This window comes from Erwinia endophytica, from assembly GCF_009295515.1.
Lineage (GTDB): Bacteria > Pseudomonadota > Gammaproteobacteria > Enterobacterales > Enterobacteriaceae > Erwinia > Erwinia endophytica.
On sequence record NZ_RQVV01000061.1, the window covers coordinates 51,017 to 67,034 of the forward strand.

Annotated in this window: 16 protein-coding genes; 6 read left to right on the forward strand and 10 right to left on the reverse strand. The window is 51.7% G+C overall.

Features of this window, described 5'->3' with window-relative positions:
• Positions 1–7: 7 nt before the first annotated feature.
• Positions 8–1,345, reverse strand: a complete 1,338-nt coding sequence (locus EH228_RS19450; protein WP_152323264.1) for an enolase C-terminal domain-like protein — start codon at positions 1,343–1,345, stop codon at positions 8–10.
• A 10-nt stretch (positions 1,346–1,355) separates the two neighbouring features.
• Positions 1,356–2,699 carry an MFS transporter gene (locus EH228_RS19455; RefSeq protein ID WP_152323265.1) on the reverse strand — a complete coding sequence of 448 codons (1,344 nt, stop codon included), beginning with the start codon at positions 2,697–2,699 and terminating at the stop codon, positions 1,356–1,358.
• Between the two features lie 523 nt (positions 2,700–3,222).
• Between EH228_RS19455 and garD the strand changes: the two genes are divergently transcribed.
• Positions 3,223–4,782, forward strand: a complete 1,560-nt coding sequence (gene garD, locus EH228_RS19460) for a galactarate dehydratase (RefSeq protein ID WP_152323266.1) — start codon at positions 3,223–3,225, stop codon at positions 4,780–4,782.
• Positions 4,783–4,828: 46 nt separating this feature from the next.
• On the opposite strand, the gene EH228_RS19465 is transcribed toward garD, so the two are convergent.
• The 3 genes from EH228_RS19465 to syd form a co-directional block, all read right to left on the reverse strand.
• Entirely contained in the window at positions 4,829–5,278 is a 450-nt protein-coding gene (locus EH228_RS19465) for a flavodoxin (protein WP_152323267.1), read from the reverse strand.
• Positions 5,279–5,429: 151 nt separating this feature from the next.
• Positions 5,430–5,756: a YqcC family protein gene (locus tag EH228_RS19470; protein ID WP_152323268.1), complete on the reverse strand. Its 327-nt coding sequence runs from the start codon at positions 5,754–5,756 to the stop codon at positions 5,430–5,432.
• 563 nt (positions 5,757–6,319) lie between these two features.
• On the reverse strand, positions 6,320–6,895 hold the full coding sequence (gene syd, locus EH228_RS19475) for a SecY-interacting protein (protein WP_152323269.1): 576 nt from the start codon (positions 6,893–6,895) through the stop codon (positions 6,320–6,322).
• Between the two features lie 143 nt (positions 6,896–7,038).
• Between syd and queF the strand changes: the two genes are divergently transcribed.
• From queF to xni, 3 genes are all read left to right on the forward strand, one after another.
• Positions 7,039–7,884 carry an NADPH-dependent 7-cyano-7-deazaguanine reductase QueF gene (queF, locus tag EH228_RS19480; protein ID WP_152323270.1) on the forward strand — a complete coding sequence of 282 codons (846 nt, stop codon included), beginning with the start codon at positions 7,039–7,041 and terminating at the stop codon, positions 7,882–7,884.
• A 198-nt stretch (positions 7,885–8,082) separates the two neighbouring features.
• Complete coding sequence (ppnN, locus tag EH228_RS19485; RefSeq protein WP_152323271.1) at positions 8,083–9,447, forward strand: nucleotide 5'-monophosphate nucleosidase PpnN; 1,365 nt, start codon at positions 8,083–8,085, stop codon at positions 9,445–9,447.
• Between the two features lie 43 nt (positions 9,448–9,490).
• The gene (gene xni / locus EH228_RS19490) at positions 9,491–10,249 is read left to right on the forward strand and encodes a flap endonuclease Xni (RefSeq protein ID WP_152323272.1); all 759 of its coding nucleotides are present in this window, start codon (positions 9,491–9,493) and stop codon (positions 10,247–10,249) included.
• A gap of 30 nt (positions 10,250–10,279) precedes the next feature.
• Here xni and rlmM read toward each other — a convergent pair whose 3' ends face one another.
• From rlmM to EH228_RS19510, 4 genes are all read right to left on the reverse strand, one after another.
• Positions 10,280–11,380: a 23S rRNA (cytidine(2498)-2'-O)-methyltransferase RlmM gene (gene rlmM, locus EH228_RS19495; protein WP_152323273.1), complete on the reverse strand. Its 1,101-nt coding sequence runs from the start codon at positions 11,378–11,380 to the stop codon at positions 10,280–10,282.
• Positions 11,377–11,769 carry a DUF423 domain-containing protein gene (locus EH228_RS19500; RefSeq protein ID WP_152323274.1) on the reverse strand — a complete coding sequence of 131 codons (393 nt, stop codon included), beginning with the start codon at positions 11,767–11,769 and terminating at the stop codon, positions 11,377–11,379. Before EH228_RS19500 ends, rlmM begins: the two co-directional genes overlap by 4 nt.
• A gap of 57 nt (positions 11,770–11,826) precedes the next feature.
• Positions 11,827–12,744 (reverse strand): glycine cleavage system transcriptional regulator GcvA, encoded by a 918-nt coding sequence (gene gcvA / locus EH228_RS19505; RefSeq protein ID WP_152323275.1) that lies wholly within the window; start codon positions 12,742–12,744, stop codon positions 11,827–11,829.
• 346 nt (positions 12,745–13,090) lie between these two features.
• Positions 13,091–13,315: a YgdI/YgdR family lipoprotein gene (locus EH228_RS19510; RefSeq protein ID WP_152323276.1), complete on the reverse strand. Its 225-nt coding sequence runs from the start codon at positions 13,313–13,315 to the stop codon at positions 13,091–13,093.
• Between the two features lie 225 nt (positions 13,316–13,540).
• Between EH228_RS19510 and csdA the strand changes: the two genes are divergently transcribed.
• Both csdA and csdE read left to right on the forward strand, forming a co-directional pair.
• Complete coding sequence (gene csdA, locus EH228_RS19515) at positions 13,541–14,746, forward strand: cysteine desulfurase CsdA (protein ID WP_152323277.1); 1,206 nt, start codon at positions 13,541–13,543, stop codon at positions 14,744–14,746.
• A 2-nt stretch (positions 14,747–14,748) separates the two neighbouring features.
• Positions 14,749–15,192: a cysteine desulfurase sulfur acceptor subunit CsdE gene (gene csdE / locus EH228_RS19520; protein ID WP_152323278.1), complete on the forward strand. Its 444-nt coding sequence runs from the start codon at positions 14,749–14,751 to the stop codon at positions 15,190–15,192.
• Here csdE and tcdA read toward each other — a convergent pair whose 3' ends face one another.
• Complete coding sequence (gene tcdA, locus EH228_RS19525) at positions 15,193–15,993, reverse strand: tRNA cyclic N6-threonylcarbamoyladenosine(37) synthase TcdA (RefSeq protein WP_152323279.1); 801 nt, start codon at positions 15,991–15,993, stop codon at positions 15,193–15,195. It abuts the gene before it with no gap.
• Positions 15,994–16,018: the final 25 nt, after the last annotated feature.

The window sequence follows — 16,018 nt, forward strand, 5'->3', positions numbered from 1 at the left end:
TCCGGGCTCAGCGCCCGAAAGCCGGACGTTTACGATCAAAGGTCCAGCCAGGAATCAGGTATTGCATCGCCGTGGCATCATTACGCGAACCACCTGGCAGCGTTTTATAAAGCGCGTGCGCTTTCTCAAGCTGTGCCCAGTCCAGTTTCACCCCCAACCCGGGGGTGTCAGGTACCGCAATTTTGCCGTTGCGGATCTGCAAAGGTTCTACCGTCAGGCGCTGATCGCCTTCCTGCCAAATCCAGTGTGTATCAATCGCTGTCGGTTTACCCGGTGCGGCGGCCCCCACATGCGTGAACATCGCCAGTGAGATATCAAAATGGTTATTAGAATGGCACCCCCATGTCAGGCCCCAGGCATCACAAAGTTGGGCCACGCGTACCGCCCCACTCAGCGTCCAAAAATGCGGGTCCGCCAGCGGGATATCCACCGCGTTGAGCATCACTGCGTGGTTCATCTCACGCCAGTTAGTCGCAATCATATTGGTCGCCACCGGCAAGCCAGTGGCGCGACGGAACTCGGCCATCACTTCACGGCCAGAATAACCCTGTTCTGCGCCGCAGGGATCTTCAGCGTACGTCAGGATTCCCTGCATGTCTTTGCACAGCGCAATCGCTTCTTCCAGCCGCCAGGCACCATTGGGGTCGACGGTGATACGCGCGGCGGGAAAGCGTTTTTTCATCGCTTTCACTGCCTCGATTTCCTGCTCGCCAGGTAACACGCCGCCTTTTAATTTGAAATCTTTGAAACCGTATTTGTCCTGCGCCGCCTCCGCCAGTCGCACCACGGCAGCGCTGTCCATCGCCTGCTGGTGGCGCAGGTAATACCACTCATGGCTGGCCTTCTCTCCCGTCAGATAAGGCAGTGGGGTTTTCTCCCGATCACCGATGTAAAACAGGTAGCCCAGCACCGTCACTTCATCACGCTGCTGACCGGGCCCCAAAAGCTCGGCAACCGGCACGTTGAGGCATTGACCCAGTAGATCCAGCAACGCCGCTTCCAACGCAGCAACCGCATTCACCCGCAGTTCAAACGTCCAGGCACCTTTGCCGAACGTATCGAAGTCTGCCGACTGGTTGCCCTTGTGTACCTGCTGCACCAGACTGTTCATCCGTGCGACTTCCTTTCCCAATACCTGCGGTAAAGCCTCCATCAACGTCTGGTAAATGGTCTCGCCCCCCGGCGCTTCACCCACGCCAGTATGTCCGGCACTGTCGGTCAACACCACAATATTGCGGGTAAAGTAAGCACCGTGAGCGCCACCAATGTTAAGCAGCATGCTGTCATGGCCCGCAACCGGGATAACTTTCATCTCAGTGATAACAGGACTGCTTTGCGTGTTCATAACCCATCCTTCAAAAAGGTTTCAGTTCAATGCGCTTAATGTCTGTTACCAGTACCAGGTAGCTCAACACCGCGACGAGCGCATGGATGCCAACGTAGATCAACGCACCGTTATACGATCCCGTCGTGGCGATGATGTAACCAATAACAATGGGGGTGACGATGCCGGAAATATTGCCGAACATATTGAACAGACCGCCGCTCAGGCCACTGATCTCTTTCGGTGCGGTATCCGCCAGCACGGCCCAACCCAGCGCGCCAATCCCCTTGCCAAAGAATGCCAACGCCATAAAGAACACCACTATCCATTCGGTATTGACGTAGTTACACACCACCATTGAAATCGACAGCAACATCCCCAGCACGATGGGCATTTTACGGGCGAAGTTCAGCGAGCCGGTTTTACGCATCAACCAGTCAGAAATAACGCCGCCAAGCACTCCGCCAAGAAAGCCACAGACAGCGGGAACCGAAGCGACTATCCCGGCTTTCAGAATCGACATGCCGCGCGCCTGCACCAGATAGACCGGAAACCAGGTAATAAAAAAGTAGGTTACGCCGTTAATGCAATACTGCCCCAGATAAATGCCGATCATCATTCTTGACCCCATCATTTGTTTAATCTGGTCCATTTTTTCACTCCAGCTAACCTTGCGCTGTTCCTTCTTCTGATCCATGTTAATCAGCGCGCCCCCCTGCTCCATATACTCCAACTCAGCTTTATTCACGCCAGGGTGCTCGTTTGGATCGCGGATCACTTTCAACCAGATGAAACTAATGATGATCCCCAGCCCTCCCATAAACCAGAACACATGAGCCCAGCCCACAGCAGAAACCAGCCAGCCCATAATTGGGGCGAAGATAACGGTGGCGAAATACTGTGCGGAATTAAAAATCGCTACCGCAGTGCCACGCTCCTGGGCTGGGAACCAGGCGGCAACGATTCGGCTGTTGCCAGGGAATGATGGGGCTTCCGCCAGGCCAACAACGAAGCGCAACATAAACAGCACAATAATGGTGGTGAAACCACTGAACAGATCAACGAATCCCTGCAACAGGGTGAACAGCGACCAGAGGAAAATACTCCAGAAATAGACACGGCGGGAACCGAAGCGGTCCAACAGCCAGCCACCGGGGATCTGCCCAATAACATAGGCCCACGAGAATGCCGAGAAAATATACCCCAACTTCACCGCATCCAGACCAATATCTTTCGCCATAGAGGAACCGGCAATGGCAATTGTTGCCCGGTCCCCGTAATTGAAAGAAGTAACAACAAATAGCATTACTACTATCCAGTAACGAGTATTTGTTCTTTTTTGCACAGCGCTCACAGCACTGCTGATTGAATTCATGATGCACTCCTGAAAAATAGCCCGTAAGCTATTTTCATTCTGAACTGTATACACATCGCGTTGAGTATCAGAATGATGTTAGATTAAACATAGCGATTAAAATTTCATTAGCAGAAACGCTTAACGTGGCGATCATTCATCATCAGTGCCCAAATTATAGAAATGGTAGAACGGGAATGCATCGGGCAAATGCCCTGGTAAAATATATAAAACAAGTAATTATTTTGGCATTTGAACAATATATTGCGGGCTGGCTCACGAAACGCTGGCAATTTGCGGGAGTTGTCACATTATATGGTTATTCCCTCTTTATTTGTGAGCACACTCACTAAAAGCCAGTCTTATGCATAAAAAAGATGCGGCTGTTCAACCACTATGTCAGACATTTGCATAATGTTTTTTACCCACCAGTCCTTTTATACTGTTGACAGCAGAAACGTGTCTTAACGCTGGCGAGTCATCGATCATTAATCAAGGAAAGAAAAAACTCTCTCTACACTCTAAAGTCAGGATTTGTCGAGCAATGAATATGTCAAGAAACGATCCCCCGCTATATATTCGGGTGCATGAAAACGATAACGTCGCTATTGTGGTTAATAGTAATGGTCTGACCGCAGGTACTGAATTCCCCTGTGGTCTGGTATTAAAAGAACATATTCCACAAGGCCATAAAGTCGCATTAAGCGATATTGCCAAAGGTGGTAATATTGTTCGTTACGGTGAGATTATTGGCTATGCGGTACGTGATATTTCACGTGGCTGTTGGATAGATGAATCGCTGGTGGTCCTGCCAGAAGCGCCGGCGCTGGCCAGCCTACCGCTCGCCACAAATCCCCCTCCGGCTATGCCGCCACTTGAAGGCTACACCTTTGAAGGTTATCGCAATGCGGATGGCAGTGTGGGAACGCGTAATCTGCTCGGTATCACCACCAGCGTACACTGCGTGGCGGGCGTGGTGGATTACGTGGTGCAAATTATTGAACGTCAGCTGTTGCCCCGTTATCCAAATGTCGATGGCGTGGTGGCGCTGAACCATTTATATGGCTGTGGCGTGGCGATCAATGCCCCGGCCGCAGTGGTGCCAATCCGTACCATCCATAACCTGGCGCTGAACGCCAACTTTGGTGGTGAAATAATGATCGTCAGTCTCGGCTGCGAGAAGTTGCAACCGGAGCGCCTGCTGGAAGGTACGCCGGATGTACAAACAATCTCGCTGGGAGATGAGGATGTGGTACGCTTGCAGGATGAAAAACACCTCGGCTTTGAGTCAATGGTGAATGATATTTTGCAGGTCGCCGAACGTCATTTGCAGCGCCTCAATCAGCGCAAGCGTGAAACGGTTCCTGCCTCTGAATTGATCGTCGGCATGCAATGTGGCGGCAGTGATGCTTTTTCCGGCGTGACGGCGAATCCCGCCGTGGGTTTCGCCTCCGATTTGCTGGTACGGTGCGGAGCAACAGTGATGTTTTCCGAAGTGACCGAGGTGCGTGATGCAGTACATCTACTGACACCGAGAGTCGTCAGCAAAGAGGTGGGACAGCGACTGTTGGAAGAGATGGCATGGTATGACAACTATCTCAATATGGGCCAGACTGATCGCAGCGCCAACCCTTCTCCCGGTAATAAAAAAGGTGGCCTGGCGAATGTGGTCGAAAAAGCACTGGGGTCTATTGCTAAATCAGGCCGCAGCGCCATTGTTGAAGTGCTTTCAGCTGGTCAGCGTCCGACCAAACGAGGATTAATTTATGCCGCCACGCCAGCCAGTGACTTTGTCTGTGGTACTCAGCAGATGGCTTCCGGCATTACCTTGCAGGTTTTCACCACCGGACGAGGAACGCCTTACGGGCTGGCAGTCATACCGGTTATCAAAATGGCGACACGCAACGCACTGGCTGACAGATGGCATGATTTGATGGATATCAATGCAGGGACTATCGCCACCGGTGAGGAAACTATCGAACAGGTGGGTTGGCGACTATTTGAACTGATTCTGGATATTGCCAGCGGCCGAAAGAAAACCTGGTCCGACCGCTGGGGCATTCACAATGCCTTGTCGGTGTTTAACCCCGCACCGGTAACTTGACAGGAACGAGCCACAGGCTCTCAACTATCAGGACGGAAGAAAACGTTTAGCTAATCTGTTTAGCCCACTGTTCAACCCACGGAGAAGTCATCTCTTCGGGTTCGGGATTTTCCGTCGCATCGACCAACAATACGTCACCGATGCGCTGTGCAGATTGTTCCTGCAACAGCGCATCAAACTGCTTGCCGCCACCGCAAAAAACATCGTAGCTGCTGTCACCCAGCGCAATGACGCCATAGCGCAATGTTGGTTGATAACCAAGATTATCTTTGATCGCATGAAACAACGGTGCAATGCTGTCAGGCAGGTCGCCCTGGCCGGTAGTGGAAGTAATAACCAGCGCGACATCATTGCTATAACGCAACCAGTCTTCCAGTGAAGGATCTTCAAAAATCGTGACCTGGTGCCCCTGTTCAACCAGCAGCGGTTCTGCTTCTTCTGCAACCAACAGTGCGTTACCGTATACCGTGCCAACGAAAATACCTACCTGAGCCATGCTTTTCTCCTTTCCAGGCGCTTATTCTGATGCACTATCCTGAGGGGTTAACGGGGCAAACTCAACCCCAAAAAAGAAGGAAGCCAATCCTGCCAGCCGACAGGTTTGTTCACCGCCACCAGCCATTCATCCTGATATATAATTTCCAACATCACGGGGTAGGCTCAAAAAGCTGATCAAGTTGATTCAGGGAATACAACAGGGTCGCACGACCGGGAATATCACTTTCTAGCGCCATTTCAAAATAAGGCGCGATGGCAAGGCGGGTTGGCAAATCAACACCAGAATTCAGTATAGCCCGCATTCTCGGCAGGAAGACCCACTGCAGCCATTGCACCGGTAGCATGGTATCGAGACAAAAAGGTTGCTGGCTTGAAAAAGCATCAGTATCAGGGGCACCAGATTCCCATAACCCCGCGTCATGAATGACCCGTTCAATGCCCTCTAAACGTTCCCGAATCTGCTGTTCTCGCTGCATCAGCACTCTCCTGTCTGTCGAGTTTTAAAAAGTGTGCCAGCATAGCATTCTCAAGGGAAACGATAAAAAATATGAACGAAAAAAAGGAGCACTGTAGAAACAGTGCTCCTGGTTCGTTTGCAGCCATCCAGCTACATTAGTGCTCCCTGCTCGTCCTTGATAACTATTTCCTTTCAGTTTTCCCTTCAATTCACCATCTATGGTGATAATCCTTAGCATCCTGGCTCGCTGCCTATACTGACAGCTCCCATTCTCCATCCTGGAGGTGTCCCTTAACTCGTCCTGAGTTGTTCCCTCTATTCTTCGTCCTGAAGACTTTCCTTGAAACATCTTCCAGATGTGTCCTGACTCAATCCTTAAGCCACAGCATCCTTTCCGACATGGCTTATTTTGCCCGAATGTCATAAGCTAACAATATGGCTTACAGCTATTTTTTGATCAAAACGTTTTTTTTACAAAACCAACATTAATCAACTTTATGATTTAAAATACTTTTGCAGTATACCCACAAGAATAATCTGTATATATAAAAGCGATCTCTCACAAGATATGTGAGACATATCTCACACAACTAAAGGCCCTTTTCCGCAATTCTTAGCTGGAAGCGTTAATGATGAGATAAATGTCATCAGATTGTCCGCCAGTACGGTCCGTTTTGGCGAACCTGGCTGCTCCAGAATCACCTCCCCGCTCAGGTTACATATTGAGATGACCTCCAGTTCTGAAGCGGTCGTAGCAATAAATAGTGTCGGTGAGTGCTTCAGACGACGTTTCATCACCAGATGACCAATCAGGTTTTCTTGTAAACGAACGAAATCGTCCTCGCTCCAGGTTTGCAGCAGAGTACAAGGATACCCCGCCACGTTGACCGCCATATCTCCAGCAAACTGCGAGGTATACCAGGCCACAACAGACGGCTGGATTTGGAAGTCCAGAGCACGCCCTACCGCATCCAGATTTTGCGCCAGGGTAAACGGTTGCGGCAGCCAGAACACTTCATCGTCTCCCGTTCTCTGGATGCAAGGCGAAGGAACACCATATAATTCACGGCTGGCGGGGGCATGACCGCACTCCTGCTGCCAGCTTTCACACCAGATCCGGGTAAATTCAGTCAGGGAACGCCCCATCTCTTCAATCATTCTTTTTTCACTCTCTGCCGCCTGGGTTACACTAAGGCTATGCCTATATTAAGGAACGACGTGGGTCGTCCCTTGTCGTCCGGCGATGTCTCCGGACGGTTTAACAGTTACCCCCCTGCAGATGCAAGCCAGAAGGTACAACTATGTCATTAAAGGATCCTCGTCAGGCACTCAACGGCCTGACTTTGGGAAAGCCAACAGAATACCACGATACCTACCAGCCCTCGTTGTTGCAGGCCGTACCTCGCAGTATGAACCGTGAACCTCTGGGAATTTATCCGCAGAATGTCCCCTTTCACGGGGAGGATATCTGGACATTGTATGAGTTGTCCTGGCTGAATGCCAAAGGCCTGCCACAAGTGGCTGTGGGTGAAGTGACACTCAACGCCAATAGCCTCAACCTGATCGAATCCAAGAGTTTCAAACTCTATCTTAACAGTCTCAATCAGACCCGCTTTGCTGACTGGGCCGAGGTACGTGCCACACTGAAACGGGATCTCAGTGCCTGTGCTCAGGGAGACGTAGGTGTCTCATTATTCCGGCTACAGGAACTGGAAGGCCAGCCCATTGGTCATTTTAGCGGGTACTGTATTGATGAGCAGGATATAAACATTAATAATTATCAATTCAGCGCCGACTATCTGCAGCAAGCGACCCAGCCTGACATAGTAGAAGAACAACTGGTCAGCCATCTGCTGAAATCAAACTGTCTGATAACCAACCAACCTGATTGGGGTTCGGTGCAGATCAGCTATCGGGGCCCACGTATCCAACGTGAAGCGCTGTTACGGTACCTGGTATCATTCCGTCATCATAATGAGTTCCACGAGCAATGCGTTGAACGCATTTTCAATGATATCCTGCGTTTCTGCCAACCTTCAAGGCTGAGTGTTTATGCCCGCTACACTCGTCGCGGTGGACTGGATATCAACCCATGGCGCAGTAACGGCGAGTTCAAACCGGGGCTCTCCCGCCTGGTTCGCCAGTAATGAGCTTCGTTGTTTTGCGTACCATTACGCATAAGCACACTGCGTGCTATTTTAAATCCTCATGGACAAGACTACTCTGACTATGGGGGGAACGATTTTCCCACCCAGGGATATTACCTTTCCGCGACTCTCCGACGCAGTGCCAGCATGGCTCCCGTTGAGGGCGCTCACCACCCGGATGGGTGTAAAGGAGTTAATTTGATTACACAAATCAGCCCATTAGGCTCAATGGATTTGCTGTCCCAACTGGAAGTCGACATGCTGAAGCGGACAGCCAGCAGCGACCTTTACCAACTTTTCCGCAACTGCTCGCTTGCCGTGTTGAACTCTGGTAGCCAGACCGACAGCAGCCACGAGTTGTTGTCCCGCTTTGAAGATTTCGATATTAATGTGCTGCGTCGTGAACGCGGCGTAAAACTGGAACTGATTAATCCCCCTGCTGAAGCCTTCGTCGACGGCCATATTATTCGTTCACTGCAAGCCAACCTGTTTGCCGTCCTGCGCGACATTCTGTTCGTGAACGGGCAAATCGACAGTGCGGCTCGCGTGCAGCATCTGAATATCGCAGACTCGGTGCATATCACTAACCTGGTGTTTTCTATCTTACGTAACGCCCGGGCGCTGCACATTGGTGAAGAACCCAATATTGTGGTGTGTTGGGGCGGTCATTCAATCAATGCCATCGAATATCAATATTGTCGCAACGTGGGTTCCCAGTTGGGCCTGCGCGAGCTGAATATTTGTACCGGTTGTGGCCCAGGGGTGATGGAAGCGCCAATGAAAGGTGCCGCAGTGGGTCATGCACAGCAGCGTTATAAAGAAAGTCGCTTTATTGGTCTGACTGAGCCGTCCATTATTGCCGCTGAGCCGCCAAATCCATTGGTCAATGAGCTGATAATCATGCCGGACATTGAGAAACGTCTTGAGGCATTTGTGCGTATCGCCCACGGTATCATTATCTTCCCAGGCGGGGTGGGGACAGCAGAAGAGCTGCTATATCTGTTGGGTATTATGATGAACCCACACAATCAGGAGCAGGTGTTACCGTTGATCCTGACCGGGCCAAAAGAGAGTGCCGACTATTTCCGCGTGATGGACGAATTCATTGTCAGCACCCTGGGGGAAGCGGCCCGTCGGTACTACACTATCATCATTGATGATGCACCGGCAGTGGCCCAATTAATGAAAAAAGCGATGCCGAAAGTGAAAGAGCACCGTCGTGAAACTGGCGATGCCTACAGTTTTAACTGGTCTATCCGCATCTCCCCTGACCTGCAGGTACCGTTTGTGCCGACCCATGAAAATATGGCCAATCTGAATCTCTATCCCGATCAGCCTGCTGAGCAACTTGCAGCGACCCTGCGCCGGGCATTCTCAGGTATTGTGGCCGGTAATGTAAAAGATGTCGGGGTACAAGCCATCAAAGAAAAAGGTCCATATAAGCTACATGGCGATCCGGAAATAATGCGCCGCATGGACGATTTGTTACAGGGATTCGTTGCCCAGCACCGCATGAAGCTGCCGGGAACAGCCTATATCCCCTGCTACGAAATCATCAAATAATCTTAACCGGAGCGGCGACTGTCGCTCCACTTCGTGTGTGCTCATGACTCTACATTTATTGATTGTTGATGCCCTCAATCTGATCCGTCGCATCCATGCAGTACAGGGTTCGCCATGCCAGGAAATCTGCATCCATGCATTGCAACAGCTGATCTTACACAGCCAGCCAACCCATGCAGTGGCGGTATTTGATGATGATGATCGCCTCCGGGGCTGGCGTCACCAGCTATTGTCAGACTACAAGGCGGGACGCTCGCCAATGCCGGAGACGCTGAAAGATGAGATGCCACGGCTGCGCCAGGCTTTTGCCGAAGCAGGCGTCGCCTGCTGGCATGCTACCGGCGAGGAAGCCGACGACCTGGCCGCCACACTGGCGGTGAAGGTCTCAGCCAGTGGTCACCAGGCAACTATTGTTTCCACCGATAAAGGCTATTGCCAATTACTGGCCCCCACCATTCTGATCCGCGACTACTTCCAGAAACGCTGGCTGGACGTATCGTTTATCAATAAGACCTTCGGCGTATTGCCAGCACAACTTCCTGATTACTGGGGGCTGGCCGGCGTCAGCAGCAGCAAGATCCCCGGAGTGGCTGGGATCGGCGCCAAAAGCGCCACTCAGTTGCTGCAAGAGTTTGGTTCGCTGGAGAATGTGTATCAGAACCTGCCCGCGGTGGCCGATAAATGGCGGAAAAAGCTGGAACAAAACCAACAGATGGCGATGATCTGCCGCCAGGTCGCCACCCTAAACACCCGTTTAGAACTGGAAGGCAATCTGAAGGATCTGCGGCTACTGAGGCGCTGAAAACGCCCCAAAACGCCTTTTAGGGAGGGACTAGCGCTCATCGCGGCGACCCGGCGTAGCCCCCCAGATGCGACGAATATGTACGGTCACTTCCTCGCGGTCATGGTATAGCTGACGAGCCTGGATTTGCGCGTTAATCCCGTTGGCCTTCAGTTTCTCATCCATCATTGCCAGATTCTGCGAAACCTCTTCATAACGCTTTTTCATCGGCAATTTCAGGTTGAAGATAGCCTCCCGGCACCAGCCGTTAACCAGCCAGTCGGCCATCAGGTTTGCTACCCGCACTGGCTTTTCCACCATATCGCATACCAGCCAGTAGATATTGCTGCGCGTCGGCCGATACTTAAAACCGTCTTCACGGTGGTGAAAAACCTGTCCGGTATCCATCAGACTCGCCGCCATCGTCCCGTTATCAACGGCATGCACCATCATACTGCGTTTCACCAACTGCCATGTCCAGCCGCCCGGACACGCCCCCAGATCCACCGCATACATACCACTGGCCAGACGTTCCTCCCACTCATCAGCGGGAATAAAAACATGAAACGCTTCTTCCAGTTTCAGTGTCGAACGGCTTGGTGCATCGGATGGGAACTTAAGACGAGGGATGCCCATAAAGAACGGCGAATTGTTTTGCGGCAGAGAATAGCCAACATAGCAATATCCCGGCGCGATGAAAAAGACATGGATCACCGGACGCTTGTTGCTTTCATTATTGAGCAACACCCCCGCGGCTCGCAGGCTGCTACGCAACGGGACCGTAAATTTCCGGCAAAATTTTAGCAGTTCTTTACTTTCATTGGTGTCCGGCACTTCAACACGCAGCTCACCGCCCTTCTCCACCACGCCAGTTAGCATTGCGGTTATCGGCGCCACTCGGTCTTCTGGCGGCAGATCACGTAACAGTTCGCCAACCACTATCATCTGGCGGGAAAAAATCAGTTCGCTGAATGGCAACTCGCTAATCAGCTTCCCGGCCTCTTCAGATTGATAACACTCAAACAACACGTAGCCAGAATCGGCTTTGACCCGCGCAAAACCGAAAACCTGCCTGGCCGCGGCTTTGGCTGTGATCTCCGCTGCACATTCTTTCTCAAAACCCTGACGACAATAGAGTAAAACTTTATTCATTGGCGTTCTGCCCTTTGTTTCAGACGCATCGCGCCCACCAACATCAAAATCCAGCCCACCAGGAAGCAGGTACCGCCAATCGGCGTAACATAGACCCATAACTTCAAATGCGACAGTGCCAGACAATAAAGGCTGCCACTGAATAATACCGTTCCCAGCGCCAGGAACGCGCTGCTCCAGTAAAACCAGATATTAGCCCGACGTAGCATTGCCGATGCCAACCCCAAAATCGTCAGAGTGTGGAACCCCTGATACTCCAGACCCGTTTTCAGCCAGGCCATTTCATTCGTTCCCAGCGATTTACTCAACACATGAGCGCCAAAAGCCCCCAATGCTACAAATATAAACCCGCTGATAGCTGAAAAAATCAGCATTGCACGACTCGACATTCAATCATCCTCAAGGGTGGCACGCACAGCCGTAGCCACGCATGACAAAATCACAGTTCAGTTTACATAGCGGAAGCGAAATTTTTCCTGTTCGCTGGCCGCTTTTGCCAGGATCCACTGTCGGAAGGCGGCTATTTTACCCAGTTCTGCCTGACTGTCATGGCAAACCAGATAAAAAGCGTTTTTACTGACTAACACATCATTGAACGGACAGACCAGTCGTCCGGCTTCAATCTCTGTTTGCGCCATCACATTGTTAGCCAGCGCCACGCCCTGCCCGTGGATCGCGGCCTGCAGCACCATGGCGCTATGGCTGAAAATCGGACCATGCTGCACATTGATATGCGCCACCCCCAACTGGCGGGTGTAAGACTGCCAGTCACGACGGGACGCATCATGCAACAAGGTATGATGGGCCAGATCTTCCGGTGTTTTTAAAGGGTTATCGCCAGTCAACAGCAATGGAGAACAAACCGGTAACAGGTATTCGGCATAAAGTTTTTCTACCCTCAAGCCCGGCCAGTTGCCGCGCCCATAGAAAATGGCCACATCAACATCATCAGCCAGCTTCTCTTCATCACGATCCACAGCCTGAATACGCACATCGATTCCTGGATAAGCTGAGTTAAAGCTGGAGAGACGGGGAACCAGCCACTGAATGGCAAAACTGGGCAACAAACTGACGGTCAGCGCCCCTTTGGCACTTCGTGCCTGGAGCTTGCGGGTAGCGTCGTTCAGCGCGGTAAAAATCTCTTTAATATCGAGGTAATAGCTCTGCCCTTCTTCAGTCAGCAGCAACGAACGATTACGGCGGCGAAACAGCTTCAAACCAAGAAAATCCTCAAGTGACTTGATTTGATGACTCACCGCCGCCTGCGTAACGAATAACTCTTCCGCAGCCCGGGTAAAACTGAGATGACGCGCAGCCGCATCGAAAACACGTAGCGCATTGAGAGGAGGAAGACGTTTAGACATAGTCACCAGAGACTGAATGATACGATATCAGGCCATAACGACCCTGACAGAAATTAGCGCATTAGTTTTTTTTATCTGAACCATTATAATTTGTCCGTTGAGGATGTACCAGCAAATACCTATAGTTCCCTCACTTCCTGAGCCGGAACGAAGAGCAGTTTGAAATTTAAGCGGTTACGCGAGATTTTTTACGGCTTTTGGCTTGTGGTTGTGATGTTGTGTTTGCAATTGGTCTGACGATTTTCAGATCGGGTAGCCTGGCTGCCCTTTATTCCTGTAGATTTATCCTGTCTGTCCATAGTGATGAATAGCACCGCAAATCGCGGTGCTTTTTTTTGGTTGATACTTACTGGTCCATTTCGACCATTTCTTTCACCTCTGCACGGTTAATCTGCTGCGTGTTGCCGTTGGCATCTTTATAGCTGATCATCCCGGTATCTGAATCAACGGCGGGTTTGCCATCAGCAACAATCGTCCGACCATCATTGGTATGCATCACGTAATTGCTGGAACAGGCAACCAGAGTAAAAGTCATGGCACAGGCGGTCATAAAAACAGAAAATTTTTTCATCCTTATATCTCCTTGCAGGTAATAATGCGATAAACCCCTCATCGATGCGGCCAGAAAGCAAAAAAAGAATAAATTGCCAGTCTGAAAGTCGCTTATTTGCGGGTAATAGTTTAAATCTTGCATAATCAGGATAACTCGCTTTTCCAGCATTGCCAGAAAAGTATCTGTAATTCAGAGTGGTCTGGAAATAAACCACACCAATCCATCATTGGTTTCGAGGAGTGTATGACGTCATTTATCCCCGATCAGTTTCGCCAGCAGTTCCCGGCCCTGGCCGATGCCGGTATTTACCTTGATAGTGCCGCTACTACGCTGAAACCGGAGGTGGTGATTCAGGCAACACAGCAATTTTACAGCCTGAATGCCGGCACCGTACACCGCAGCCAGTTCGCTGCGGCGCGCGAGCTGACCGAACGTTATGAACATACCCGTAGCCAGGTGGCGCGTCTGCTGAACGCTCCTGCTGCAACCAACATTATCTGGACAAAAGGCACCACCGAGGCCATTAACCTGGTCGCTCAGGGCTATTTTCGTCCCCGGCTGCAGGAGGGTGACGAGATAATCGTCAGTGAAGCAGAGCATCATGCCAACCTGGTGCCGTGGTTAATGGTGGCGGAACAGACTGGCGCGAAAGTAATCAAATGGCCGCTGGGTAAAGACCGGCTACCCGATATCACTTTATTGCCGGCGTTACTCAACTCACGTACCCGCTTGCTGGCCCTGGGGCAGATGTCCAACGTCACCGGCGGCTGCCCAGACCTCACCAAAGCCATTAGCCTTGTCCACCAGGTTGGCGCCAAAGTGATGATCGACGGGGCGCAAGGCGTAGTCCACACCCCACCCGACGTGCAAGCACTGGACATCGATTTTTATGCTTTCTCGGCCCATAAGATGTATGGCCCTATGGGGATTGGGGCGCTCTATGGCAAACCCGAGCTGCTGGACGCGATGCAGCCATGGCAGGGCGGTGGCAAAATGCTGACAACCGTCGACTTTACAGGCTTCACGCCACAGCCCGTACCGTGGCGCTTTGAAGCGGGAACGCCGAACGTCGCCGGAGTGACAGGCCTGAGCGCGGCGCTGACCTGGCTGGAAACGCTGGATAGAGTTCAGGCCGAAAGCTGGAGCTGTCATCTGGCCGACCTGGCTGAAGAGCGTCTCGCCACTCTCCCCGGTTTCCGCAGCTTCCGCGCCAGCCGATCCAGCTTACTGTCGTTCGATATTGTCGGCGTGCATCACAACGATGTCGTCACACTGCTGGCAGAAAGTGGTATCTCACTGCGCGCGGGTCAGCACTGCGCTCAACCGTTGCTACAGGCTTTGGGGATTAATGGCACTTTGCGCGCTTCATTTGCACCGTATAATACGCTCAACGATGTTGAAGCGCTGGTCAGCAGTATGATCACCGCACTGGAACTGCTGGCAGATTAACCATGACTTTTTTACTTGCACCACATCCGTTTGGCGCGCAGATCACCGCCGAGGACCTGAAACAAAAATTTGCGGCATTCACTCAATGGGAAGACCGCTACCGTCAGTTGATCATGTTGGGTAAACAACTGCCGCCCCTGCCTGATGAGCTGAAAATAGCGGAGATCGAATTGAGCGGTTGTGAGAATCGCGTCTGGTTAGGGTATCAACAACGGAGCGATGGCCGCCTGCATTTCTATGGCGACAGCGAAGGTCGCATTGTGAGGGGATTGCTTGCCGTACTACTGACAGCAGTAGAAGGACAACCACCTGCCGCGCTGTTGCGGCAGGATCCGCTGGCATTATTCGATGATTTGGGACTACGTCATCAGCTTAGCGCTTCACGCAGTGCCGGTCTGGTCGCTCTGGCAGAAGCGGTGATTAACGCCGCACGGGAAACGCGCTGATCAGGCGCGCGCCGCTTTCGCCATCATCTTTTTCAGCACATGGGCAACAGCGACAAAACCAAAGGTGGCGGTAACCATGGTTGCCGCGCCAAAACCTGATGCACAGTCCATCCTCTTCGGCCCTTCCGCCGTACGGCGTGCCGTGCAAACCGAACCATCCGCCTGTGGGTACATCAGCGCTTCCGTTGAAAACACGCAGTCAATACCCAGCTTACCTTTGCTGTTCTTCACTATATTGAAATCGTGCTTCAGACGCTCACGCAGTTTGGCCGCCAGCGGATCCTGAATCGTTTTCGCCAGATCGACAACCTGGATTTGTCCAGGATCAATCTGTCCCCCCGCCCCACCAATGGTGACCAGCGGGATCTTATTACGACGACACCAGGCCAGTAGCGCCGCTTTAGGCCGTACGCTGTCGATAGCATCAATCACGTAAGTGAATCCACCGCTCATCAGTTCTGCTGTGTTTTCCGGGGTGATAAAATCGTCAACACAGGTGACGTTACACTCCGGGTTTATTGCCAGAATACGTTCCGCCATCACCTCAGTTTTTGCCTGCCCCACGGTCTCTTTCAGGGCGTGAATTTGCCGATTGGTGTTGGTCACGCAAATATCGTCCATATCGATCAAGGTAATAGCGCCAATTCCGGTACGCGCCAGCGCTTCCGCCACCCAGGAACCCACGCCGCCAATACCGATAACACAGATATGCGCCTCAGCGAACAATTTCAGGGCCGACTGTCCGTACAAACGCGCCGTGCCGCCAAAGCGTTGCAGCCAGGCGTCAGAAAGAGTTGTCATGCTTTACCTCAGAACCTCGGAATTC

Coding starts and splice junctions, on each gene's coding strand:
- EH228_RS19450 (WP_152323264.1), bottom strand. CDS start 1,345: ATGAACACGCAAAGCAGTCCTGTTATCACTGAGATGAAAGTTATCCCG.
- EH228_RS19455 (WP_152323265.1), bottom strand. CDS start 2,699: ATGAATTCAATCAGCAGTGCTGTGAGCGCTGTGCAAAAAAGAACAAAT.
- garD (WP_152323266.1), top strand. CDS start 3,223: ATGAATATGTCAAGAAACGATCCCCCGCTATATATTCGGGTGCATGAA.
- EH228_RS19465 (WP_152323267.1), bottom strand. CDS start 5,278: ATGGCTCAGGTAGGTATTTTCGTTGGCACGGTATACGGTAACGCACTG.
- EH228_RS19470 (WP_152323268.1), bottom strand. CDS start 5,756: ATGCAGCGAGAACAGCAGATTCGGGAACGTTTAGAGGGCATTGAACGG.
- syd (WP_152323269.1), bottom strand. CDS start 6,895: ATGATTGAAGAGATGGGGCGTTCCCTGACTGAATTTACCCGGATCTGG.
- queF (WP_152323270.1), top strand. CDS start 7,039: ATGTCATTAAAGGATCCTCGTCAGGCACTCAACGGCCTGACTTTGGGA.
- xni (WP_152323272.1), top strand. CDS start 9,491: ATGACTCTACATTTATTGATTGTTGATGCCCTCAATCTGATCCGTCGC.
- rlmM (WP_152323273.1), bottom strand. CDS start 11,380: ATGAATAAAGTTTTACTCTATTGTCGTCAGGGTTTTGAGAAAGAATGT.
- EH228_RS19500 (WP_152323274.1), bottom strand. CDS start 11,769: ATGTCGAGTCGTGCAATGCTGATTTTTTCAGCTATCAGCGGGTTTATA.
- gcvA (WP_152323275.1), bottom strand. CDS start 12,744: ATGTCTAAACGTCTTCCTCCTCTCAATGCGCTACGTGTTTTCGATGCG.
- EH228_RS19510 (WP_152323276.1), bottom strand. CDS start 13,315: ATGAAAAAATTTTCTGTTTTTATGACCGCCTGTGCCATGACTTTTACT.
- csdA (WP_152323277.1), top strand. CDS start 13,541: ATGACGTCATTTATCCCCGATCAGTTTCGCCAGCAGTTCCCGGCCCTG.
- csdE (WP_152323278.1), top strand. CDS start 14,749: ATGACTTTTTTACTTGCACCACATCCGTTTGGCGCGCAGATCACCGCC.
- tcdA (WP_152323279.1), bottom strand. CDS start 15,993: ATGACAACTCTTTCTGACGCCTGGCTGCAACGCTTTGGCGGCACGGCG.